Raw genomic sequence first — 23,850 nt, forward strand, 5'->3', positions numbered from 1 at the left:
TTGTGTGTTGTTCCAAAAATCACGGAGCGCTATGGTTGTAGACACACGGCTCCAAACTTTCAGTAGGAGATGTTTCATGGCGTGCAGTTGTTCCGCTCCAGAGTCCAATTCACCGGCCCCAGGATTTCGGCGGGCTCTGTGGATCGCACTTTGGGTCAACCTTGCCATGTTCGTGGTCGAGGGCGTGGCCAGCTTCCAATCCGGTTCCGTCTCTCTACTAGCCGATGCCATCGACTTTTTTGGCGACAGCGCCAACTACATTTTGTCCCTGAGTGTGCTGTCCATGGGTATGCTGTGGCGCAGTCGTGCGGCCATGGTCAAGGGGCTGACCATGGCGATATTTGGCCTGGTGGTCTGGGGGCGAGCAATCTGGATTGCCAACAGCGGCACAACGCCCGAACCTTTGACCATGGGAGCCGTGGGTCTGCTTGCATTATTTGCAAACGTGAACGTTGCTCTGCTGCTGTACAAGTTCCGGGAAGGTGATTCGGATATGCGCTCAGTGTGGCTGTGCAGCCGCAATGACGCCATCGGAAACCTGGCCGTCATGGCCGCCGCATTTGGCGTATTCGGCACCGGCAGCGCCTGGCCCGACCTGATCGTCGCCGCGATCATGGGTACCCTCGCCGTCACCGCCGGAATCAGTGTGGTGCGTCACGCCCGCACGGATGCTGCAAACGCCCGAGCCACAGCCAGTTCTGTGCAAGTTGAACCCTGCAGCTCGTCAGCCGGCACAAACTAGAAGGCCAGTGAAACCATCACCGGGATATAAACCAGCGCAAACAGAGTGGTCAATAGTACGGTACCCGCGACTTGTCTGGGATGAGTATCCAGCAGCGTGGCAATGACCACCGCATTGGCGGCAATCGGAGTGATGGAAATCAGGAACAGCGCCTGATGCACGGCGGGCTCGTACAAACCCAGTACGTGGACATCCAGCCACCAGAACAGCCCAACCAGAATCGGCCAAGAGGCAAACTTGCCCCAGAAGGCCAGTGCCGTGAATTTGATGTTGCCCGCCAGCCCCCGGAAACTGGAAATGCTCATACCGATGATCATCATCCCCAGCACGCTGTACGCCCCGCGTAGATTGTCGAACAGAGGAACAAAGGTTTCCGGAATGCCCGCACCCGAGAGATTCAGGACAACGGCCAGCACAAAGGCATAGACCGCGGGCAACCGCGCAACCCGCAGCAGGGCATCCTTGAAGTCGTAGCGCCCGCGCGCCGCCAGATAAAAACCCACCGACGTTTCGAACAGAGTGCAACCGAGCATGCACACAATATAAAGCGCCAGGCCCTCTTCCCCGAACAGCAGCAACGCCACCGGTATCCCGAAATAACCGGTATTGCCTGACCCCACACACAGAGCCAGGATACGCTCGCTGCCATCGCCAAGCACCGACTGCCCAAGCTTGAGGTGGATCACCGCCAGCAGTGAAGCAATACCGAAGACCAGAAACGGCAGAAAAATCACTTCAAGCGAGAGTGGCGCAGCCATAACACCGGAGAACACCACCGACGGGGTGACGATGTACAGCATGATCCCGGCGATATGCTTACCGCTGGCCTCCAGAAAGCGACCCGCGATCCATCCGAGCACCACGGTGACATACAGGGGAATCAGCTTAATGAACAAAGCCAGCGCGGCGGTCATGGGGGCTCCGGTAAAACCAATCACGAAGGAAGCGCGCAGTTTAACGCGATCTTGAAATTAGCTACACACAGTCGTCACCGGCCACACATAAAAAAGGCGGCAGGAGAGCCTGCCGCCAGGGGTACACAACAAACAACGCACAGAGGTCAACGCACTTCATGGTGGATCTACTAACCTTATACGCAGGTGCTCGCCAAATGAGATCAACATCACAAAATGAAAATTCAGGGTGCCTTGATCAAAGTTTCTGAGCAAGTGAACACCTCGTCATCAAAAACAGTTTGCGTACAAGTGTACGCTCAAGTAGGGTGCACTTATGAATCAACAAAACCCGGAATCCATGCCTGACTCTCCAGCCAACTCCATACACCATCGCATCGAAGAATGGCTGAACAGCGCCACTCATGGGATTGGCGCACTCCTGAGTGTCATCGGAACCATTGTGCTCGTGGTCGGTGCCAGCCAGCTGGAAGACAACTGGAAGCTGGTCAGCTTCAGCATCTTCGGCGCATCCCTGATCCTGCTCTACCTGGCGTCCACCCTGTACCACGGCACCCGGCACCCGGAGCTTAAAAAGTTATTCAAAACTCTCGATCATTGCGCCATCTTTTTATTGATCGCCGGAACCTACACCCCCTTTCTTCTGGTCAACATGCGGGGAACGGTGGGATGGACCCTGTTTGCGATCATCTGGTCACTTGCGATAACCGGGGTGGTACTGAAGATCATCTTCAAGAACCGCTATGAGCTGGCACGGGTTGGCATCTATATCGCCATGGGCTGGCTGATTATCTTTGCCTCCTCAGACCTCGTCGCAAGTCTCAGCGACACGGCCCTGACACTGATGATCGCCGGCGGAATCGCGTACACCGGGGGCGTGGCGTTTTACCTGGCCGATCGCATCCCTTACATGCACGCCGTATGGCACCTGTTCGTCATTGGCGGCAGCGCTTGCCACTTCAGTGCCGTGTATTACGGGGTACTGCCCCACGTTGCCTGATCCCGGTTACCAGGTTTAATCCTGCAAACCGGGATCCGCTATACTCCGCCCAGAATCAACGGACGGAACGCGCAATGGCAAAGTGGCTGGTTAAATCGGAACCGGATGAGTGCGGTATTGACGACTTCGCACAGTCACCGGAATCCGTCATCCCGTGGGATGGCGTACGGAACTACCAGGCCCGTAATTTCCTGGCACAGATGGCAGTAGACGACGAAGTATTCCTGTACCACTCCAGCTGCAAGCACATCGGCATCGCCGGCATCGTCAAAGTAGTCCGAGACGCCTACCCGGACCCGGCCCAGTTCAATGCAAACTCTCCCTACCACGACCCGAAGAGCACACCGGAGAACCCCCGCTGGCAGGCGGTCGATTTTGCCTTCGTCAAAAAGCTCCCGAGACTGATTCCTCTGGATGAGCTCAAATCTCTGCCCGGGCTTGAGCAACTGCCGCTGGTTCGCAAAGTTAACCGCCTGTCGGTTATGCCCGTCAGTGAGGAGGAATGGCAGATCATCCTTCAACAGGTCTAGCGGCCAGCTTTCTCCAACAAGGCTTTCAGATGCCCAGCGGCGCGGACACTGAACCCGGAGTATCCGGGACTATCAGCCCAACGGGTCACATCAAACCCACTCGACTCAAACACAGACAGTTGAAGAGAACTCAAACTATGATGACCACTCTCAGAAACGGTGCGGCGGCTGCGCTCCTTAGCCTGATCGCTGGATGCTCAACGGCTCACCCGGGGGCCGGAGGCAACACAGAAGGTTTCACAGAAACCGGCCAAGCATCGTTTTACGCGGACAAATTTCAGGGTCGACAGACAGCCAGCGGCGCCCTTTACAAGCACGACCTTTATACCGCCGCACATAAGACCTTACCGTTTGGCTCGACGGTCCGAGTCACCAACACCACGAATGGCAAGAGTGTCGTGGTTGAAGTGAATGATCGGGGCCCGTTTGTTAAAGGCCGCATCATCGATCTCTCAAAATCGGCGTTTAAGAGCATTGGAAATACGTCGCTCGGTTTGATTGATGTGAAAATTGAAGTGCTGCGTTAATGCGTAGCGACCTGTTCGCGCAGCCACCCCGACATCCCCGCTCTAGAATGCCCTTTCAAGGATCATTAGAATTGCCCGTTCCGACGTTACCTGGAGTTCCCGCATGTCCCCGGAAATGAGTCCCTCGCAGGGCTTCAACCAATTGCGCCGCATAGAATCGAGCAAGATCTTTCAGAGCGTCGTCATCGCCATCATCATCCTGTCGGCCCTGACGATCGGTGCAAAAACCTACGACCTTCCGGTCTGGGCTGAGCAGAGCCTGATCCTGACGGACAACGCCATTACCCTGTTCTTTCTGGTAGAGATCCTCTTCCGGTTCGCCGCCTGCCCCAATAAGCGCAAGTTCCTGCTGGATGGCTGGAACCTGTTCGACACCATTGTGGTGATTGGTAGTTTGATTCCGCTGGACAACTCCGAAGCGGTCCTGCTCGGCCGGCTGCTTCGGGTGTTCCGGGTACTGCGTCTGGTATCGGTGGTGCCGGAACTGAGGCAACTGATCAACGCCCTGCTCAAGGCCATTCCGCGCATGGGCTACATCGCCCTGCTGATGTTCATCATCTTCTACATCTACGCCGCCATGGGCGCGATCTTCTTCGCCGAGGTGGATCAGGAATTGTGGGGAGACGTGGCCATTTCCATGCTGACCCTGTTCCGGGTGGCCACCTTTGAGGACTGGACCGACGTCATGTACGCCACCATGGAACAGTACCCGATGAGCTGGCTGTACTACCTGACCTTTATCTTCCTCACGGCCTTCGTGTTCCTTAACATGATGATCGGCGCGATTCTGGAAGTAATGGGCGAGGAGCAGAACGCCCAGCAGGCGCAGAAAGCCCATGACGAACGGGACGAAATCGTGAAACAGCTGCACGCCGTTCAGCGCAAGCTGGATGAGCTGTCCCAAAGGCTGGAACGATAGACACTCACCGTTGAGCTTCAGGGAATCCCATCGCTCCCGTATGGTGATGGGATTCCCACATCGCCCCTAGCGTTTTTCCGACCGGTGCAGAAACCACCCCCCTTCCGAATCCCGGCAAATCTGCAGCTCGGTTTGCTTGAACAGCTCATCCCCCTTGCGGCTTCTGAGTGCCACGAGCCGACAATCCATTCCGTCGATCACCCGATTGGAAAGCAGTTCGTACTGCAGGGAAATGTTTGGATCTTCGGTCACAAAGGTCTGCATATCGCCGATCTCCGCGGTATTCACAAACCCTCGCATGCGATTTTTGAGTTCAGCCTCATCGCTGTCCGACAGCTTGGCGTTCGAGGGCAGCAGAAAGTCCGTGACATTCCCCAGAAGTTTGACCGGTGCCTTGAAGATACCCGAGATCATGCCGGTGAAGACGTTCTCGCCAGCCGATGAGGCAATTTCATCGGCTTCCAGAACAATCCCTTCGATCCGATTAAGCGTTGGCGGGATGGTTTCGCGAATACGTCGGCTTTCGTCCAGTACCTGAGGCACCAGAAGCCGATAGGCCTCTGCTTCGATGATCAAATCCGGAATCTGCGCACGGATCCGGGCGGCCTCGGCCCGAATCTGCTCCGCTTCCTTCCTCATCAAGTCCGTTTGCTCCAGAATAGCCGGCAGACTCTGCCGGATGGCGGCCGATTCATCCAGCACATCCGGAACCAGCAAGCGGACCGCCTCCACCTCGGCAACCGCATCTTCGGCCAGACTCCTGGCCTGTTTCGCTTCCTCAAGAAAATCCGGCACCAGCTCAACCACTGGAGTCAGGGATTCCACAACCCCCTCAGACTGCGTCACGATCAGTTCAACCCGGTCTGCGGTCTGGAGCAAGGCATAGCCGAGGTAGAAAATGGACGCTGCCAACAGCACGATGCAGAGTGAATTGAAGCCCTGTAGGATCGTCTTCACAGGCCAGTCTCCGGTGGGTCCACGCTTTGCAGCGGGATCAGAAAAGCCTAGTTCAATCCCCCAGAACCGTCCAAACCCGGGCGCGGTGATGATGTTGCAACCCCAGAGTTCTGAGTTCTTGCAGTTCGACCACCCGACTTATTCTGAAGGGGCTTGATCTCCCTCTGCCCAGTCAGGATTCAGGCGCTGGATGTTGCCCCAAAGGCGGGATATGTAATCCGGCGGAAAGGTGTAGACGGGCAGATCGGTTTGCCGAACCAGGCCTCGCTGCTCGGGCTCCAGCCCGTAGTAAAGCGTCATCAGAATGTCGCTGCTGGCCCAGGGGCTTTGCCGGAAATAGTGATGTCCATTTCCATCGGTTGCGCCCTCGGCTTCCGTCACGTTGATAAAGCTCATCTGCCCCCGCAGGTTTTCCAGCGCCTGCCGCGCTTGCGGGTGTATCTCGTTGCCATCCCCCGTCCAGAGTTCGCCAAGGCGTCGTTTATTGGTCAGGAATCTGGAAATGCCCAAAGCCTTGTCTTCTGCGGATACGTAGACGGAGAGATGCCGGCACACCTTCAGCAAACCGTCCGCCAGCGAGTTGCCGAAGGCGGCCCGGTCAATATCGCTGCCCAGCAGAATCACGTTGCCGATACGAAGGGTTTCCTGAATCTCTTCCTCAGTCCGGTGCTGGTTAATGAGCGCCAACTGTTCCAGAGCCTGTACCACCAAGCGGGTGCCGTTGCTGTAGCCGATGATGTGAATTTCTTCGGCGTTGGTTTTCTCCGCCAGTACTTCAAGCAGCAGCCGCAGATTTCGAGCATAGCCCACAGCCGTATCCGAGTCCTTGATGTAGGCCAGCCGGTGCGGTGTCGACGGCCAGGCGTAGGCAATAAACGCCCCTCGATAGCCCAAGAAGTGCCAGAGCTCCGCCGATACCAGCAGCGGATTAACGAACGTCACCAGATAACCGTGGGTATACAGGTAGATATCTTTCGAGTCCGAATTCGCCAGTTGGTCGTTAATGGCTTGTGCAAACTGATCGACTGCATCCGGGGGCAGCGGGGCTTCTTCGGGTAAACCGGCATCCACCCAGTAGGGAATGGTCTCACCGACAATGCCCCACTCCGTGACCTTGCCAATCTTCACCGGAAATTCCGCCGTTCTCGCTTTCAACAGCGAAACCTGCCTTGCTTGCTCCCAGGTCAGGTCGCCCTCGCCCATCTGGATTTCCGCGTAACCCAAACGCAGCACCTGCCCACGCTCGTTGCGATAGAAGAGCTCTTCGTCGTCAGGGCCCGCCGGCTCGCGATCGGTGGCGTAGAGAATGCCGTCGTAGGGAATATCCAGGAAGGGATTGCTCTTGGGCAATGGATTAAACAACCCATCACCATAAACGTCCGGTGGCGGCATGAGCTCCAGTTGGCCGACAGGCTTCTGAGCGCAAGCAACAACCAGCTGCAACAGCAGAACCAGAAGGGAGCCCCGCAAAAACCTCTGGCAGTCAACGGCGTTACTGCACCTCATGGCCACTCTCCCAAATGCCCGCCATCAAGCACGGGGGTGCGGTTCGCGGGATTGTACGTTCGTCGTCAGTAGGCGATAGCCTCGACGGTTATACACTGCTCCAGATACCCAATCTGCCAGTTCGTACGATCGTCGATCGCTATATCGGCGAGGTATTGAGTTCCGTCGCGGGCATTCTTGGCCGCCAGAACCGCTTCGCTGGTCGAAACGCCTTCCCCCATGGGCAACACATAGAGGAACTTTGTCTGACAGCTACTGCCCTCTACCTTGCCCAGCGGCTCTGACCCTTCGATAACACCGCCGGCAACGTAGCTGATGGGCGCGTAGGAGCCATGAAAAGAGGAGGAGCATGCAGTCAACGCAAACACGATAAACAAGATGACACCACTCTTTTCCATTCCCTCTCACCTCAGCGGCCAAGTCCGTTTAAAACAGATTGGACAACATTGTTCCAAAGCGCAAAGCATCAACCACCGGGCGTGTACCAGACCGGTGACGTATACGCCCGCTCCTGATGGGTGGGCTCGACGTCCTCTGGCAAATCAACACCGAAAAACGCCGCGTCGTAGGTGCTCCAGCGCGGGGTTGGAATCTCCAGCACGCGCACGTAGTAGAACGCACGTTGCTGGGCGTCAAAGTCAGGATCCTTCCAGTACGCCAACATCAGCGCGTCACCAATGCTGTTGCTGTAGGTCGCCTCTTCCACGTCAACGGTATTGCCAACCGGCTTTTCGCATTGATGCTGATCGTTGGTCGCTCGGTCGTCCGAACACAGCACGTCATACACCTGCTCATGCAGTTCGCCATCGCCATCCATCCAGCCTTTAACGATCAGGATACGATCCAGATTGGCGCCGTCCACATCGCGCAGTGCCCGGATCATAAAGGTGGGTGCCTTGCCGTCCGGTGCATTTTTCAGGTCTCCGCCCATGGGCACGCCGCGGACATACCCCGTTTTGGCAAAGTCCGGCCGTTGCACTTCGGATTCTTCGAAGTCCCACCCGGCGAACATCCGCACGGTGATGCGTGTGCCGGTGGTGGCGTACACTTCTTTGCGGTTCAGGGCATCCCAGATCGCTTCGCGGGTATTATCCGTCGCCCAGACCGCCGCCAAGCCCGAAGACAGTGAGTTCAGATGGCGAATGGTGACATCCGGGCCGCCGGGCTCCTGCAAGAAGCCGGTGATTTTTTCCTCGAAACGTTCAGGGCTTGCCGTCGGCTCTACCGGCGTGGCTTTGCCGAAATAATTGTTCTCTTCGGTTGTCGCCAGCGAGGTATGGCTATCGGTGGAACCGATCATGCCGAACTTGAACGGATTAACGCCCAGATCTTCTTCGTACTGCAACCCTCGTTTGTAGGCTTCCCGGGCATATTCACGGGGCAACATGTCCTGCGTCTTGGGTTCCGTGCCAAAACTGCCTTTATCCCAGGTGCCATAATCGGCGAACTCGTCATTCGGTGACAAAGCCGGGTGGGCCTCACCGTCGCCCTTCATTTGCGTGACTTCGTACACGGGTTCCCAGCGCATCCGCCGCTCGGCGTAATCACGGTCGATGCCTTTGCCGGAGAGTGTTTCATCGTCGAACATCAGGCCGTTGGAAAGGTTACCATTGTGCGGGATAGCCAACGCCCGGCCACCGGTTTTTTCCTCGTAAGCCTGCATCCAGGCCCAGAGATCTTCGGGGTCTGAGGAGTCGTAATTGGAGATAGGAACAATCTGGTCCGCCTCGTCCTTGCCATCCCGGAAGATCACATTTCGATGCATGTTGTTCCCGTTAGGGCTCGCCGTCCACTCAAAGCCAATCAGCGCGGTGAACTTGCCGGGATCATTGTACTGTTCCGCCGCTTTTGTCACCCGCTCCCACATGGTACGGAGCAGTTCGGTTTCCTCGGCCAGCGGGTCCTCGCCCAGGGTCATGCCTTCTCCCCAGAGCGCATAGGCATCGCCAAATTTGCCATCGTAAACCAGTTGGGCAATCTTCCGGCCGAAGTCCGTTGCCAGCAAGTCCGGGTTACGCTCGGCGATCATTGGGGCCAGCCCGAGGTTCTCGGCGTGATCGGCCACAACCAGGAAATCCAGTGGGCGCTGCAGCCGGGCCCGGACACCGTTACTCGCCACAACCATGTCGCCCAGCGCAAAGCGGTACGCCTCTTCCAGCCCAAGGGTATTGCCGACCATACCGGCATCCGTTGAAAGGGCTGTGTGCAGGTGAGTGTCGCCCCAGAACACACGTTGGGGATAACCGATATTCAGGTAAGGCGAGTACTCTTTCTCGCCGACATGATCCTTCTCTGTGGGCCCCGAGCCATAGCCGGCGTAGGAATCTTCCGCCGATGCCCATGGCACAAACAGCATCGTCAAAGCGGGGATCAGGCAGGTTCTGAGTGTCACGTTCACGTTTCGCTCCTTGTTTCGCAATCGAAATTCAGGCTGAACGAAACACCACACTTCTCCGTAGGCGGCCTGCAGTATTGTTCTATAACTTTTTCGCCTTCGCCGGCGACCAACTCTCGTACTGTTCGAGGTCTGGCGAGTACAGCCGCATGATCAGACCCAGGTCCTCATCCTTACGCTCGATGGGCAGCCAGTTTTCCTCTGGCACCCCCTCCGGTTGTTCGGCCGCAATCACAATGCGGATGCCACCCTCCTCGTCGAGCTGAAAACCGGCGTTCTCGCCGACGCTGTATTTCTTGCGGGCGTTAGGGATGAAAAAACCGTTATCCAGGTCGTACAGCGTGACCGACCAGAACGCCTTGACCGGCGGAAGATCCTCGGCGGCCATGACCAGTTCATAATCGAACATCGCATTCATCGGCGCACCGTCCTCCGTGCCGATGGGCGGATAGAGCGCCTCACGGGCAGGTTGGCCAATCGGCCCAATGACCGACTGGAGCGCCAGCAATTCTGCGGTCATCTGCCCCTTGGGCTGGAACAGTTTCGTGAGGTTGCTAGAGGTGAATTCCGCGTCGTCCATGCTCGCAAGGCGCTGGGTCGCGAAGTCCTCGGCCACCGAACGCAGCGCGGCACCATCGATCTGTGCCACGGCATCGGGGTCAAACACCTTACCCGGTTCAACACCCAGGGGCTTGAGGGCATCAAGCAGCGCCTGGTCCAGTTCGTTTTCGGGATCAAAGGTGGTGTGATTGACCACAAATTGCATCACTTCCAGGAAGCGATCCTCAAAGATCTCGAAATCCGAGCCAAACTCCGGGAAACGAGCAAGGTCCTCTTTCACATCCAGATTTCTTGCGATGCCGGATGGGCTGTCCCAGGGCACGAAATGACTTTCATTGCCGCGCCGGCCAAGAAACTCGGATAGCGGCTCCACATCGACGCTGCGCATGGCGGCCAGGTTGGCCTTCAGCCGCTCAGGCTCAGCGGCGTGCGGCATCACCCGGAACACAGCACTGACAAAATCACCGGTGACCTCAAACACCTCGTCCACACCGTCGACCGGTTCGCCCTGGTAGCCTGGCGTGCGCTGGCTGTAGAACAACATCGTGGCCGGCTCATCGAAGTCACCCTGCCCGGTGGACATCGGGATATTCACGTAATGATCATAGGCCGTGACCATCAGTGACACGTACGTGGAGTCGAAGGCGGGAATCTCCAGCACAACGGGCTCCGCCGTGACATCGATCATAGCCCCGATATAGAGAGTGTCGTTGTTCGGACGCGCAATGCCCTTGAGCGTGTGATCCGCCAGCGCCGTGTTGGCTTTCACCCGGTTGTAGCCACCGGTATTCATTGGGTTGCGGGCATCCAGCGCAAACTTGTTATTGACGTTGAACATGGCTATGTACGGGTAGGATCGGAGTACAAGCTCCTCCATCTCGGCGTCCGACATTTCATATCCCCGCCCTGACTGGCCCCACGCGATACTGGCCATCATCAGGCCACACAATAGAACCAACTGAATGACCACGTACTTTAAGGTGGAGCCCTTTCCGCCCGGCGTAGAATCTGAGTAACGGCGACGCATGGCAAATCCCTCTGAGAGAAGTGTCTGTGTGCCCCCACGTGCAGTCGGCGAACTACGTCACCGCCAGAGAGCAATTAGCCAGTTTAGTACAGCCCTCCTGAAGCACGCTCACGCAGATTGACCTGCATCAACATTGAGCCAGATCAAGACCTGAATCTTCGGCCACTGGCAGACTGGCGCGCTTTTTATTTCCCTGTCCCAGCAATTCCGGAATCACCATGCGAACGCCTGAACTCCTCTGCCCTGCCGGCACCCTTGAGCACCTTGAAACCGCCTTTGCCTATGGCGCAGATGCCGTCTATGCGGGCCAGCCCCGTTATTCCCTGCGCGCCAGAAACAACAGTTTCAAAACCGTGGACACCCTGGCCACCGGGATTGAGCGGGCACGGGCGCTCGGCAAACAGCTATACGTGGTGTCGAATATCGCGCCCCACAACAGCAAGGTGAAAACCTTTGTGGATGACATGGCATCGGTGATTGAGCTGAAGCCCGATGCCCTGATTATGTCTGACCCGGGCCTGATCATGATGATCCGGGACAAGTGGCCGGACCAGCCTATTCACCTGTCGGTGCAGGCCAACACCGTCAACTGGGCGACGGTGGAATTCTGGCGTCGGCAGGGCATCAGCCGGGTGATCCTGTCCCGGGAGCTGGACCTGAAAGAGATCGCCGAGATTCGCGAGCGGGTGCCGGAGATGGAACTGGAAGTCTTTGTCCACGGCGCCCTGTGCATGGCCTATTCCGGTCGCTGTCTGCTGTCGGGCTATATGAATCACCGGGACGCCAATCAGGGCACCTGCACCAACGCCTGTCGCTGGAATTATCGGGAAGTCCAAAGCACCCATGACCAGAGCGGCGACCTGATTCCGGTACAGCAGTTCGATCCCGACGCAAACACCCGGGAAATCCTGCTGGAGGAACCCAACCGTCCGGGCAGTTTCATACCTGCCTATGAAGACGAACACGGTACCTACATCATGAACTCCCGCGACCTTCGGGCTGTGCAGCATGTGGAAGCCCTGTGCCGGATGGGTGTCCACTCCCTGAAGATTGAAGGCCGCACCAAGAGCCCCTACTACGTGGCCCGAACCACCCAGGTGTATCGCCGGGCTATTAACCGCGCCGTGACAGGCCTGCCGTTCGATATGGGCCAGATGGATGAGCTGGAAGCGCTCTCCAACCGAGGCTACACCGAAGGTTTCCTGCGCCGGCATCTGCCCCAGGAATACCAGACTTACGAGCAGGGCTCCTCGATTCAGGGCACCCAGCAGGTGGTGGGGCAAATTGTCGACGCCGACGACCAGACCATCACCATTGATGTCAAGAACCGCTTTGGCTGCAACGACCCACTGGAGCTGATGACACCGGACGGCAACATCCGCTTTGCGATCCACAGAATGGAAACCCGCGAAGGAAGGTCTCTGGATTACGCCCCCGGCAGCGGTTATGTTGTTCGAATCCCGCGACCGGAAGGCACGCCGGCTAATCTGGAATACAGCTACCTGACCCGCATCCTGAACCAGGAAAGATGAAGCCATCCGCCAGCAGGCAATGGCTGGCGACTGGTCGGCGTAAGCTACTCAACCGATCTGCAAGACCTCTACGAAATCGTTGACTGAGCGCCACAGGGCCCGCTTCGGTTTTCACGCCTTGGTACCCGCGCCTCCGGATGCGGTATAATCCGGCCACGCACGATTTAATACCTGACTAAATTACTATGGTATTGTATAATCGCTCGCCAGAACTGACGGGCGCGCCGGTTTTTTATGCTTTTTTAGCACTGCAGCCGGCCTTTCACGAACCCGTCATCCAAAAAACGATTGCAGGGCGTACTCACAAGATGAGCGACCACTGCAACACCCAAACTTAAGACATCCGCCCGGCGGCCAGACACCAAAGGCCGGCGGCACACCAAGGGCGACAGCGCCCGCGATGAGAGAATACGGAGCGACGATCATGGCGACCACCGATCAAGAGGTGAACGAGCTGATCAAAAAAGGGTACGAGCACGGTTTCGTAACCGAGATTGAGGCCGATACCTTCGAACCCGGCCTGAACGAAGACGTCATTGCCCGGCTTTCCCAGATTAAGGGTGAGCCCGAGTGGATGCTGGAGTGGCGTCTGAAAGCCTATCGTCGTTGGCTCGAAATGGACGAGCCGGACTGGGCCCACGTTGGCTATCCGAAAATCGATTACAACGCGATCTCCTACTACTCGGCGCCCAAGCGCAAAGAGGACATGCCTCAGAGCCTGGATGAAGTGGATCCGGAGCTGCTCAAGACCTATGAAAAGCTGGGCATCCCCCTGCACGAGCGGGAAAAGCTCGCCGGTGTTGCGGTCGATGCGGTCTTCGATTCCGTCTCCGTTGCGACAACCTTTAAAGAGCCGCTGGCCAAGGCCGGCGTGGTGTTCTGCTCCATCTCCGAAGCCATTCGCGATTATCCGGAACTCGTGCAGAAGTACCTCGGTTCGGTGGTTCCCCAGGGTGACAACTTCTTCGCCGCCCTGAACTCCGCGGTATTCTCAGATGGTACCTTCGTGTATGTGCCCAAGGGCGTTCGCTGCCCGATGGAGCTGTCAACCTACTTCCGGATAAACGCCGCCAATACCGGTCAGTTCGAACGCACGCTGATCATTGCCGAAGACAGCAGCTACGTCAGCTACCTGGAAGGTTGCACCGCGCCTATGCGGGATGAAAATCAGCTGCACGCGGCGGTGGTAGAGTTGGTGGCGCTGGACGATGCCCAGATCAAGTACTCCACCGTGCAGAACTGGTACCCGGGCGACGAGAACGGCAAAGGCGGTATCTACAACTTCGTTACCAAGCGGGGCGCCTGCATCGGCAGGAACAGCAAGATCTCCTGGACCCAGGTAGAAACCGGTTCCGCCGTCACCTGGAAGTACCCCAGCTGTGTGCTGCGGGGCGAGAACAGCGTGGGCGAGTTCTACTCCGTGGCGCTGACCAACAACTTCCAGCAGGCCGACACCGGTACCAAGATGGTCCATCTGGGCAAGAACACCCGTAGCACCATCATTTCCAAGGGTATTTCGGCCGGCAAGAGCTCCAACGCTTACCGCGGCCTGGTGAAATTTGGCCCGGGCGCCGAAGGTGCCCGCAACTTCACCCAGTGCGACTCCTTGCTGATCGGTGATCGTTGTGCGGCGCACACCTTCCCGTACATCGAGAGCAAGAACAAGTCGGCCATCGTTGAGCACGAGGCCACTACCTCCAAGGTCAGTGACGAGCAGATGTTTCTGTGCCGTCAACGTGGTATCGACCCGGAGCAGGCGGTGTCCATGATCGTCAACGGCTTCTGTAAGGAAGTATTCAAAGAGCTGCCCATGGAGTTCGCCGTAGAAGCCGGCAAGCTGCTGGAAGTCAGCCTGGAAGGTTCCGTGGGCTAAAGGCCGCGAACAAACGCCGACACACGAATTCAAAGAGTTTAAAACAGAGAGAACCCCATACATGCTGAGCATCAAAAACCTGCACGCATCGGTTGAGGGCAAAGAGATCCTCAAGGGCATCAACCTGGAAGTAAAGGCGGGCGAAGTACACGCCATCATGGGCCCGAACGGTTCCGGCAAAAGCACCCTGTCCCAGGTGCTGGCAGGCAACGAAGCGTATGAGGTCACCGGCGGTGAAATCACCCTCAACGGCAAAAACCTGCTGGAGCAGGAAACCGAGGAGCGCGCCCGCGAAGGCATCTTCCTGGCGTTCCAGTACCCGGTGGAAATCCCCGGCGTCAGCAACCTTCAGTTCCTGCGTACTGCGGTGAACGCCATGCGCACGCACAGGGGTGAGCCGGAAATCAACGCCGCTGAATTCATGAAGCTGGCGAAAGAAGTTTCCAAGCAGGTGGACCTGGATCCGGCGTTCCTGAAGCGCGGCGTGAACGAAGGTTTCTCCGGTGGCGAAAAGAAGCGTAACGAAATCATGCAGGCCCTGCTGCTGCAGCCGAAGCTGGCCATTCTGGACGAAACCGACTCCGGCCTGGACATTGACGCCCTAAAAGTCGTGTCCGACGGTGTCAACGCTCTGCGTTCCGAAGATCGTGCGATCCTGATGGTGACCCACTACCAGCGTCTGCTGAATCACATTGTGCCGGACCACGTTCATGTACTGGCCGGAGGCAGGATCATCAAGTCCGGTGGCCGCGAACTGGCCCTGGAACTGGAAGAGCGCGGCTACGGCTGGCTCGGCATCCGGGACGAAGATACAGCCAACGAGACGGGTCAGTAAGGAGGTCACGGAATGAAACCAGCCCCGACTCTCTCATCGGCCTTTCTGAAGCCGGGCGGGCAATCTCTGCCGGCTCCGCTGCTGGCACTGCGCGAAGAGCGCGGCACTGGCCTTGTGGACATGCCGCTGCCGACGCGCAAAACCGAGAACTGGAAGTACTCCAGCAAATACCTGAAGCTGGCCGACGAGATGGCCACTTCTCTCTCGAATGAGGGCAAGCCCGGCCCGAGCCTTCCTGCGCCCGGCTACAAGGTGGTTTTCCTGAACGGCGTGATGATGCCGGAGGCCAGCGATTACCCGGATCTGGACGACATTCGAATTCGCAGCTTCAGGGACCTGTCGGATGACGAGGCCAAAACGCTCGCCTCGCGACTGGACAGCACCCTGGACACCGATGCCGTACAGATGGCGCGCCTGAATTCGGCCCGGTTTGAAGACGGCCTGCTGATTCAGCTGAAGCCGGAGGCCCGGCTCGACCAGCCGCTGTTCATCGTGCACGAAGTGACAGCCGACGCCAGCGGCTCTGCATTCCCGCGCATTTTCGTCGAGGCGGCGCGCCACAGCCAGATCACCCTGGTGGAAGAATACATCTCCAGCGGCAGCGAGCCGGTGATGGTCAACACCGTGACCGAGTTTGACCTGGCCGACGGCGCCAGCATCACCAGTGTGCGCCTGAATACCGAAGGCGACAGCGTTCAGCACATTGGCGCCACCGGCGTTCGTCAGCAACGCGACTCCCGCTTTGAAAGCCACACCGTTGGCTTCGGCGGCCCCCTGCGCCGCCATGACCTGCAGGTTCGCCTGGAAGGCGAAGGTGCCGAATGCAAGCTGAACGGCGTGGTGGTGACCCAGGACAAGCAGCATTACGACAACCACACCTGCATCGAGCATGTGGCCGCCCACTGCAACAGCGAGGAAACCTACCGCAATATTGCGGCAGATACCTCCCACGCGGTGTTCAACGGTCGCATTCACATCCATCAGGATGCGCAGAAGTCCAATGCGGACATGAACAACAAGAACCTGTTGTTGTCCAACGGTGCAGAAATCGATACGAAGCCCGAGCTGGAAATCTACGCAGACGATGTGAAATGTGCCCACGGTGCCACCATCGGCCAGCTGGACGAAACCTCACTGTTCTATCTGGTGTCTCGCGGCATTGGCAGGCGAGAGGCCAATGTGCTGCTGACCATGGCGTTTATTAATGAACTGGTGGAAGAGATTCCGGTGGACGCCGTGAAGGAAACGGTTCAAGTGCAGCTCAACCAGTTCTTCGAACACACCTTTCAGGAGGCGTAACCGGGTATGACGGATCTGTCCGTGGCAAACTCAGCCAACAAGCCAGCGTTCGACGTAGCGGCCATCCGGCAGGACTTTCCAATCCTCGCCCAGCAGGTCAACGGCAAGCCGCTGGTGTATCTGGACAACGGCGCATCGGCCCAGAAGCCGCTGGCCGTGCTGGACGCCATGGACCGTTACTACCGGGAGATGCATTCCAACGTGCACCGTGGCGCTCATACGCTGGGCGACCGGGCCACGACCGCCTTCGAAGGCGCCCGTGAAACCGTTCGCCAGTTCCTGAACGCCGGCAGCACCCGGGAAATCATCTGGACCCGGGGCACCACCGAGGCGATCAACCTGATTGCCAACGGTCTGGCCCCGCGCCTGAACGAAGGCGATGAAATTCTCGTCAGCCGGATGGAGCACCACGCCAACATCGTGCCCTGGCAGATGGTGGCCGAGCGCACCGGTGCGAAGGTGGTTCCCATCGACATCACCCCGGAAGGTGATCTGGACCTAGATTCGTTCAACCGCCTGCTTGGGGATCGAACCAAGATCCTGGCCATCACCCACGTGTCGAACGTACTGGGCACTGTGAACCCGGTGGCCGAGCTGATCCAGAAAGCCAGGGCGCGTAACGTTCTGACCGTCGTGGACGGTGCCCAGGCCGTACCGCACTATCAGCCGGATGTGCAGGCACTGGACTGCGACTTCTACGCGTTTTCATCCCATAAACTGTTCGGCCCCACCGGCATCGGTGTGCTGTACGGCAAGGCCCGGCTTCTGGAAGACATGCCCCCTTATCAGGGCGGCGGCGAGATGATCGAGCGGGTGTCGTTCGAGAAAACCACCTGGAACACCCTGCCCTACAAATTCGAAGCCGGAACACCGGCGATTGCCGAAGCGGTCGGATTGGGCGCAGCCATCAAGTACCTGAACGGTCTTGACCGGGCCGCCATGGAGGCCGCCGAACGTTCACTGCTTGAACGCGCCAACCAGCTGGTTGAAACCGTACCCGGCATGGAAATCATTGGCACGGCAAAGAAGAAGGTGCCGGTGATGTCGTTCAAAATCGCCGGCCTGCACCCCAGTGACATCGGCACCCTGCTGGACCAGCAAGGCATTGCCATCCGCACTGGCCACCATTGCGCCATGCCACTGATGGACTTCTATGGAGTTCCCGGTACAGCACGGGCCTCCTTTGCGTTTTACAATACTATGGAAGAGGTGGACCAGTTGTTTTCCGCCTTGCAGAAAATCCAGCGCCTGTTTGCCTGAGGGAGGTCGACCCATGACAGCCGAAGTCTTTACACCGACCGTCGCCGTGACCATGACCGATAGCGCGGTTAAGCATGTACGCAAGCAGCTGGAGAAAAAGCCAGAGGCCAAGGGCATTCGCCTGGCCATCAGGAAAAGCGGCTGCTCCGGCTTCAAGTACGAGACGCTCTGGGCAGAGTCCATCGAGGCCGATGACCGGGTGTTCCATGTGGACGGTGTGGACATCATCGTGAAGGAAGAACACCTGCCACTGGTGAACGGCATCGAGATTGATTTCGTCACCGTCGGCGTAAACTCTATGTTCCAGTATCGCAATCCCAACGCCACCGCCGAATGTGGCTGCGGGGAAAGTTTTACCGTTGCCTGAGCCTGCTCGGGTAGCCAACTGACATCAGCGAGGCCATTTTGGGCATGCAAGAACGGGAAGTGGTCCTGACCAAGCGCGAAGTAGAGGCGCGCCTTGTCCCTGCCGGCACCGAAATCATGATTCCGGCGGACACCTTTGTGACCATCACACAGTCACTGGGCGGTAGCTTTACCGTCGCGGTCAACGGCAACCTGGCCCGCATCGAAGGCCACAATGCCGACGCCCTGGGCAAGAAGCCGCTGGAAAGCAGCTTCGACACCCCGGAAGACGGATCCATCAATGAAAACCAGGTGTGGGAAGCACTCCGTAACTGCTACGACCCGGAAATTCCCGTGAACGTCGTGGATCTGGGCCTGATCTACGAATGCAAGATCGAAAACGGCACCGACGATGGCAACCACGTCTACATCAAGATGACGCTGACCGCCGCCGGTTGCGGCATGGGACCGGTGATCTGCGATGATGTGAAACGCAAGACCGAGCATGTTCCCAACGTGGACAAGGTGACGGTGGAACTGACCTTCGACCCGCCCTGGAGCAACGACATGCTCACCGACGAAGCCAAGCTTGAACTGGGAATGCTCTGATGACCGCAAGCGAACAGGATTTCAAGAACAACCCGCTGGGCACCAAGACGACCCTGGAAGACGTCACCGACGCTTTCGAATTCCTGGATGACTGGGAAGAGCGTTACGCCTACATCATCGATCTGGGCAAGCAGCTACCGGCGTTCCCCGATGACGCCCGGATGGAAGAGAATTACGTGCACGGCTGTCAAAGCCAGGTGTGGCTGATTCACCACTACGACGAAGACACCGGCAAGCTGTACCTGCTGATCGATTCCGACGCTATGATCGTGCGCGGCCTGGCCGCCATCATCCTGGTGGCGCTGAATGGCAAGTCCCCAAGGGAACTGCTCACCACGGACATCGATGAATTGTTCGAAGAGCTGGACCTGTTCCGCCACATCTCCCCGACTCGCGGTAACGGGTTGCGGGCCATGGTTAGCAAGATCCGGGATATTGCTGCAGCTCAGGCTGCCTGAGCCGCAGCGGTAAACATTACCCGACGACCATCAATCCGAGCCATTCGAGCCATTCACGACTGACTGGACAGCCTGTCCGTGGTGGCTCAACCCACCTCCACTAACGCCTTGACCTTACTGCCAGTCAGCCCTCGGCCTCAGCCCCAACTGCGCGTTGGTGTTCGCCAGAACCTGGCCAGCAATGACGACAACGACGGCATTGCCGAAGAAACCCAGTTTACCGCAGGCCTGGGCGTCAACCTGATGGGCGTCCGATTCGACCTGGGCGCACTCTACAGCGATGCCGATGTGGGCGCCGCCCTGGAGTTTGGCACCGCGTTCTGATTTTCCGACGGAAACAGCCAGAGCCCGCCCGGCCACGCCGCGCGGGCTTTTTTATGCTGATTCCGGGTTTGCCTCTGGACACGTCGAACCGGATAATTCCCGGACCATCTTTAATCAGGGAACAGACCTTCCATGCACACTTATCTGGTTGGCGGCGCCGTCCGAGATGAACTTCTTGGCCTTGAGGTCAAAGACCGGGACTGGGTGGTTGTCGGTGCAACACCGGACCAGATGCTGGCAGAGGGTTTCAAGCAAGTAGGCGCTGACTTCCCCGTCTTCCTTCACCCCGGAAGCCGGGAGGAATACGCCCTGGCCCGCACTGAACGGAAGCAGGGGCATGGCTACCATGGCTTTGAGATCTACAGTGCGCCGGACGTCACCCTGGAAGAAGACCTGAAGCGGCGGGACCTCACGATCAACGCCATGGCCCGGGACAACCAGGGCCATATCATCGACCCGTTCAACGGCCAGCAAGACATCCGGGACCGTCAGTTGCGCCACGTGTCGGAGGCCTTTGCCGAGGACCCACTGCGGATACTGCGAATCGCCCGGTTTGCCGCCCGGTTTGCCCCCATGGGCTTCGAGGTGTGCCAGAACACCATGGAACTGATGCAAACCATGGTCAACGATGGCGAGGTGCATCATCTGGTGGCCGAACGGGTTTGGCAGGAAATCCAGAGAGCTCTGCAGGAGAAAGAGCCCGGAACCTTTTTTGAGGTACTTCGGGCCTGTGGTGCCCTCGACGTGCTGATCCCGGAACTCAGCCCGCCTGAGCGTTTCGATGCCGCCATGGCCGCCCTGCACTGCGTCCACCGCCACGACGGAAACCTGACCCAGCGCTTTGCCGCTTTGATGTCTCCGGTTCCACCACAGGAGATGTCTGAACGAGCCAGGGCACTGAAAGCACCCAACGACTGCACCGCCCTGGCACAGCTACTGGCCACGACCCAACCGATACTTGGCGAAAGCACCGGCACAGCTCCCGGTGCCAGTGAATTGCTTGATCTGCTCGACCGCGCCGATGTCTGGCGCCGGGCTGACCGGTTTCACACCCTGCTGGAGGTCCTGAGGTGTACGTTGCCGGAAATGGCCATCACCAACCTTGATGCGCTTCAGCGAGCAGCGACGGCAGCCGCAGGGGTCGAACCAAGGCAGCTCCTGGACAAAGGGTTCAAAGGCAAAGCCCTGGGCCAGGCCATTCAGCAGGAACGGCTGAAATGCGTTGAACAGGCACTGACGGGTAAGAACCGCTAACCACACCGGCTACCTTGGGCCGGGTGCAACTTTCCGGCTACAATGCCGTCATTCTAAAACTTGCGCGAATGGAGCCAGACCCGCGCCCAGCGAATCGGAGAGATCTTATGCGTGATGTTGTCATTGTTGCCGCCAAACGTACCGCCATTGGCGCCTTTGGTGGCGCCCTGTCCAGCCTCAAGGCCGATCAGCTTGGCACCACAGTGATCAAAGCCCTGATGGAAGAAACGGGGATTGCCGGCGACCAGGTAAACGAGGTGATTCTCGGTCAGGTTCTAACTGCCGGCTGCGGCCAGAATCCGGCTCGCCAGGCCTCTATCAACGCGGGGCTGCCGGCTTCTGTGCCCGCCATGACCATCAACAAGGTGTGCGGCTCCGGCCTGAAAGCGGTTCACATGGCCGTTCAGGCGATCAGCTGCGGCGATGCTGAGCTACTGATTGCCGGTGGCCAGGAAAGCATGAGCCAGTCGCCCCACGTTCTGCCCAACAGCCGCAACGGCCAGCGCATGGGCAACTGGAGCATGGTCGACACCATGATCACCGACGGACTCTGGGATGCCTTCAACGACTACCACATGGGCATCACCGCCGAGAACATCGTGGAAAAGTATGGAATCAGCCGGGACGAGCAGGACGCCTTCGCCGCAGCCTCCCAGCAGAAGGCGGTTGCCGCCCAGTCTGCCGGACACTTCGACAGCCAGATTGTGCCGGTTTCCGTGCCTCAGCGTAAAGGCGACCCGATCGTGGTCGACAAGGACGAATGTCCGCGCGATGGCGTGACCGGCGACGGGCTGGGCAAGCTCCGCCCCGCCTTCAAGAAGGACGGTTCCGTGACCGCCGGCAACGCCTCCTCCCTGAACGATGGTGCTGCGGCGGTGATGGTCTGCAGCGCCGACAAGGCCCGCGAACTGGGCCTGACACCACTGGTCACCATCAAGGCGTATGCGAACGCGGGGGTCGACCCCACGATCATGGGCACCGGTCCGATTCCGGCCAGTCAGCGCTGTCTGCAGCGTGCCGGCTGGAGCGTGGATGACCTGGACCTGATCGAAGCTAACGAAGCGTTCGCTGCCCAGGCGATCTCTGTGAACCGGGACCTGGGTTGGGATACGGACAAAGTGAATGTGAATGGCGGTGCCATCGCCCTGGGTCACCCCATTGGTGCCTCCGGCTGCCGCATTCTGGTCACCCTGCTGCACGAAATGGTGCGCCGGGACGCCAACAAAGGCCTGGCCACCCTGTGCATTGGTGGCGGTATGGGCGTTGCCCTGGCGGTCGAGCGGTAACCTTGATGCTGAACGTGGTGCTGTACGAGCCGGAGATTCCGCCCAACACAGGTAACATCATCCGGCTCTGTGCCAACACAGGCTGTCAGCTGCATCTGATTGAACCGCTGGGGTTCAACCTCGAGGACAAACAGATGCGGCGCGCGGGGCTGGATTACAGCGAATACGCCACGGTGAAGGTACACCCGGACTATGACGCCTTTCTGGAGGCCGAACGCCCAACCCGGCTGTTCGGGTTCACGACCAAAGGCCAGCGCCATTACCATGAAGTGGCGTTCGAAGACGGTGATTACCTGATGTTCGGCCCGGAAACCCGGGGGCTGCCGATTGAGGTTCGGGAGGCATTACCCGCCGGAAACCGGCTAAGGGTGCCCATGCGACCGGAAAGCCGTAGCCTGAACCTGTCCAACACGGCAGCGCTCGTGGTCTATGAAGCCTGGCGTCAAATGGGATTTGCCGGCTCGATCTGACTCTGCACGCCTGGAACGCCAGCACAAAAAAACCGGCCACAAGGCCGGTTTTTTCTATACGGAAGAACGCGAATCAGTGTGTCTGCGACTCTTGCTTGCCCGCTTCTTCGCCACCCTCTTCCTGCTTGCGCTTCAGCGCCTGGGCGTAGATGGCATCAAAGTTGACCGGTGCCAGCATAAGGGCCGGGAAGCTGCCCTTGCCGACGATGCCGTCGATGGCTTCGCGGGCGTAGGGAAACAGAATGTTCGGGCAGTAGGCACCGAGCATCTGACCCAGCTGAGGGCCTTCAATACCACTCACCAGGAAAACACCGGCCTGCTGGATCTCAACCAGGTACGCGGTTTTCTCGCCGATCTTGGCAGTAACCGTCAGTGACAGAACCACTTCGTACTGGTTGTCGCTCAGTTTGTTGTGAGACGTGTTGAGATCGAGGTTCACCTGAGGCTTCCACTGCTCCTGAAACACCAGTGGGGAGTTTGGTGATTCAAAGGACAGGTCCTTCACGTAGATGCGCTGAAGGGCAAACTGGGGTTGGTTCTCGTTTTGACTGCCTGCGGCGGCCTGCTGGTTCTCAGCCATGGTCTTTCCTTTTGTTCTCTTTCGTGGGCCTGACGCCCTTGTTAATAAAATGTGCTACCGGAGCCGTGTACCGACTGGCTCCGCCGACTGATGTGAAACAGTGCGGCAGAATGCGCTCCAGATCAAGGCCTCTTGCACGCCTTACTTTTTCACCAGCGGCAGATTGTTGGCTTTCCAATCGGTGATCCCACCGTTCAGGCGCGCCACATTGGTGAAACCTTCGGCGTTCAGCTGCTTCACCGCCATGGCCGAATGCTGGCCCATCTTGTCCGCCACAATGATCTGTTTGTCCTTGTGCTTGGACAGCTCACTCACCCGGCTTTTCAGACTGTTGAGAGGGATGTTGATGGCACCGGTGATACGCCCCTCGCCATATTCCTTGCGATCCCGGATATCCAGCACCACCGCCTGATCACCGTTAATCAGCCGGATCACTTCCTGTGCCGATACTTTGCTGCCACCACGACGGGATTCCAGAATGACGATAGCAACCAGAAAGGCAACAAACAGTGAAGCAAGGATGTAATGGTTAACAACGAACTCGAAAAAGCGATCCATGAAAATACCCTGAAGAAAAATTTTGGCTGGATTATACACGCACCGGCCGAGTCACAGAAGGCAGGCAGCATGGCTTGTCTGTGCCAAAC

General features: G+C 58.2%; 24 protein-coding genes and 1 pseudogene. 17 read left to right on the top strand and 8 right to left on the bottom strand.

Translation table 11 applies throughout. From position 1 onward, the window contains the following. The first annotated feature begins 76 nt into the window (after window positions 1-76). A complete protein-coding gene (locus K8I84_RS08815) occupies window positions 77-742 on the top strand; it encodes a cation transporter (protein WP_223794376.1) in 666 nt (221 codons plus the stop codon). On the opposite strand, the gene K8I84_RS08820 is transcribed toward K8I84_RS08815, so the two are convergent. Continuing rightward, the gene (locus K8I84_RS08820) at window positions 739-1,656 is read right to left on the bottom strand and encodes an AEC family transporter (RefSeq protein WP_223794377.1); all 918 of its coding nucleotides are present in this window, start codon (window positions 1,654-1,656) and stop codon (window positions 739-741) included. The genes K8I84_RS08815 and K8I84_RS08820 overlap by 4 nt on opposite strands. Before the next feature lie 316 nt (window positions 1,657-1,972). Between K8I84_RS08820 and trhA the strand changes: the two genes are divergently transcribed. The 4 genes from trhA to K8I84_RS08840 all read left to right on the top strand — a co-directional run bounded on the left by trhA (window position 1,973) and on the right by K8I84_RS08840 (window position 4,632). After that, window positions 1,973-2,656: a PAQR family membrane homeostasis protein TrhA gene (gene trhA / locus K8I84_RS08825; protein WP_223794378.1), complete on the top strand. Its 684-nt coding sequence runs from the start codon at window positions 1,973-1,975 to the stop codon at window positions 2,654-2,656. 74 nt (window positions 2,657-2,730) lie between these two features. Beyond that, complete coding sequence (locus K8I84_RS08830; protein WP_223794379.1) at window positions 2,731-3,186, top strand: EVE domain-containing protein; 456 nt, start codon at window positions 2,731-2,733, stop codon at window positions 3,184-3,186. 137 nt (window positions 3,187-3,323) lie between these two features. Continuing rightward, a complete protein-coding gene (locus K8I84_RS08835; RefSeq protein ID WP_317848208.1) occupies window positions 3,324-3,713 on the top strand; it encodes a septal ring lytic transglycosylase RlpA family protein in 390 nt (129 codons plus the stop codon). Between the two features lie 103 nt (window positions 3,714-3,816). After that, window positions 3,817-4,632 carry an ion transporter gene (locus tag K8I84_RS08840; protein ID WP_223794380.1) on the top strand — a complete coding sequence of 272 codons (816 nt, stop codon included), beginning with the start codon at window positions 3,817-3,819 and terminating at the stop codon, window positions 4,630-4,632. Window positions 4,633-4,698: 66 nt separating this feature from the next. On the opposite strand, the gene K8I84_RS08845 is transcribed toward K8I84_RS08840, so the two are convergent. The 5 genes from K8I84_RS08845 to K8I84_RS08865 all read right to left on the bottom strand — a co-directional run bounded on the left by K8I84_RS08845 (window position 4,699) and on the right by K8I84_RS08865 (window position 11,078). After that, complete coding sequence (locus K8I84_RS08845; RefSeq protein WP_223794381.1) at window positions 4,699-5,589, bottom strand: hypothetical protein; 891 nt, start codon at window positions 5,587-5,589, stop codon at window positions 4,699-4,701. Window positions 5,590-5,727: 138 nt separating this feature from the next. Beyond that, on the bottom strand, window positions 5,728-7,095 hold the full coding sequence (locus tag K8I84_RS08850) for an alpha/beta hydrolase (RefSeq protein WP_223794382.1): 1,368 nt from the start codon (window positions 7,093-7,095) through the stop codon (window positions 5,728-5,730). A gap of 65 nt (window positions 7,096-7,160) precedes the next feature. Continuing rightward, window positions 7,161-7,493, bottom strand: coding sequence for a hypothetical protein (locus K8I84_RS08855; RefSeq protein ID WP_223794383.1), 333 nt, complete (start codon window positions 7,491-7,493; stop codon window positions 7,161-7,163). 68 nt (window positions 7,494-7,561) lie between these two features. After that, window positions 7,562-9,493, bottom strand: a complete 1,932-nt coding sequence (locus K8I84_RS08860; RefSeq protein ID WP_223794384.1) for a DUF3604 domain-containing protein — start codon at window positions 9,491-9,493, stop codon at window positions 7,562-7,564. Window positions 9,494-9,572: 79 nt separating this feature from the next. Continuing rightward, window positions 9,573-11,078 carry a DUF1214 domain-containing protein gene (locus K8I84_RS08865; RefSeq protein WP_223794385.1) on the bottom strand — a complete coding sequence of 502 codons (1,506 nt, stop codon included), beginning with the start codon at window positions 11,076-11,078 and terminating at the stop codon, window positions 9,573-9,575. Window positions 11,079-11,296: 218 nt separating this feature from the next. On the opposite strand from K8I84_RS08865, the gene yegQ reads away from it, so the two are divergent. From yegQ to trmL, 12 genes and pseudogenes are all read left to right on the top strand, one after another. Further along, window positions 11,297-12,610: a tRNA 5-hydroxyuridine modification protein YegQ gene (gene yegQ, locus K8I84_RS08870; RefSeq protein ID WP_223794386.1), complete on the top strand. Its 1,314-nt coding sequence runs from the start codon at window positions 11,297-11,299 to the stop codon at window positions 12,608-12,610. Window positions 12,611-13,034: 424 nt separating this feature from the next. Further along, window positions 13,035-14,483, top strand: coding sequence for a Fe-S cluster assembly protein SufB (gene sufB / locus K8I84_RS08875; RefSeq protein WP_223794387.1), 1,449 nt, complete (start codon window positions 13,035-13,037; stop codon window positions 14,481-14,483). Window positions 14,484-14,544: 61 nt separating this feature from the next. Beyond that, complete coding sequence (gene sufC, locus K8I84_RS08880) at window positions 14,545-15,318, top strand: Fe-S cluster assembly ATPase SufC (RefSeq protein WP_223794388.1); 774 nt, start codon at window positions 14,545-14,547, stop codon at window positions 15,316-15,318. 12 nt (window positions 15,319-15,330) lie between these two features. After that, on the top strand, window positions 15,331-16,617 hold the full coding sequence (gene sufD, locus K8I84_RS08885; RefSeq protein ID WP_223794389.1) for a Fe-S cluster assembly protein SufD: 1,287 nt from the start codon (window positions 15,331-15,333) through the stop codon (window positions 16,615-16,617). A gap of 6 nt (window positions 16,618-16,623) precedes the next feature. After that, window positions 16,624-17,877 carry an aminotransferase class V-fold PLP-dependent enzyme gene (locus K8I84_RS08890; protein ID WP_223794390.1) on the top strand — a complete coding sequence of 418 codons (1,254 nt, stop codon included), beginning with the start codon at window positions 16,624-16,626 and terminating at the stop codon, window positions 17,875-17,877. A gap of 13 nt (window positions 17,878-17,890) precedes the next feature. Then, a complete protein-coding gene (locus K8I84_RS08895; RefSeq protein ID WP_223794391.1) occupies window positions 17,891-18,244 on the top strand; it encodes a HesB/IscA family protein in 354 nt (117 codons plus the stop codon). Window positions 18,245-18,288: 44 nt separating this feature from the next. Then, entirely contained in the window at window positions 18,289-18,831 is a 543-nt protein-coding gene (gene sufT, locus K8I84_RS08900; RefSeq protein ID WP_223794392.1) for a putative Fe-S cluster assembly protein SufT, read from the top strand. After that, on the top strand, window positions 18,831-19,289 hold the full coding sequence (locus K8I84_RS08905; RefSeq protein ID WP_223794393.1) for a SufE family protein: 459 nt from the start codon (window positions 18,831-18,833) through the stop codon (window positions 19,287-19,289). Before sufT ends, K8I84_RS08905 begins: the two co-directional genes overlap by 1 nt. A 144-nt stretch (window positions 19,290-19,433) precedes the next feature. Next, a pseudogene (locus K8I84_RS08910) lies at window positions 19,434-19,613 on the top strand (conjugal transfer protein TraF); the annotation flags it as partial. Between the two features lie 132 nt (window positions 19,614-19,745). Continuing rightward, a complete protein-coding gene (locus tag K8I84_RS08915) occupies window positions 19,746-20,867 on the top strand; it encodes a multifunctional CCA tRNA nucleotidyl transferase/2'3'-cyclic phosphodiesterase/2'nucleotidase/phosphatase (RefSeq protein ID WP_223794395.1) in 1,122 nt (373 codons plus the stop codon). Window positions 20,868-20,974: 107 nt separating this feature from the next. Further along, a complete protein-coding gene (locus K8I84_RS08920) occupies window positions 20,975-22,153 on the top strand; it encodes an acetyl-CoA C-acetyltransferase (RefSeq protein ID WP_223794396.1) in 1,179 nt (392 codons plus the stop codon). A 5-nt stretch (window positions 22,154-22,158) separates the two neighbouring features. Beyond that, window positions 22,159-22,623: a tRNA (uridine(34)/cytosine(34)/5-carboxymethylaminomethyluridine(34)-2'-O)-methyltransferase TrmL gene (gene trmL, locus K8I84_RS08925; RefSeq protein WP_223794397.1), complete on the top strand. Its 465-nt coding sequence runs from the start codon at window positions 22,159-22,161 to the stop codon at window positions 22,621-22,623. A 73-nt stretch (window positions 22,624-22,696) separates the two neighbouring features. On the opposite strand, the gene secB is transcribed toward trmL, so the two are convergent. Together secB and K8I84_RS08935 are read right to left on the bottom strand one after the other, a co-directional pair. Beyond that, entirely contained in the window at window positions 22,697-23,203 is a 507-nt protein-coding gene (gene secB / locus K8I84_RS08930; protein ID WP_223794398.1) for a protein-export chaperone SecB, read from the bottom strand. A gap of 141 nt (window positions 23,204-23,344) precedes the next feature. Further along, window positions 23,345-23,761 carry a rhodanese-like domain-containing protein gene (locus K8I84_RS08935; RefSeq protein ID WP_223794399.1) on the bottom strand — a complete coding sequence of 139 codons (417 nt, stop codon included), beginning with the start codon at window positions 23,759-23,761 and terminating at the stop codon, window positions 23,345-23,347. Window positions 23,762-23,850 lie beyond the last annotated feature (89 nt).

The sequence above is a fragment of the Marinobacter sp. F4216 genome (genome assembly GCF_019931195.1).
In the GTDB taxonomy this organism is placed as follows: Bacteria; Pseudomonadota; Gammaproteobacteria; order Pseudomonadales; family Oleiphilaceae; genus Marinobacter; species Marinobacter suaedae.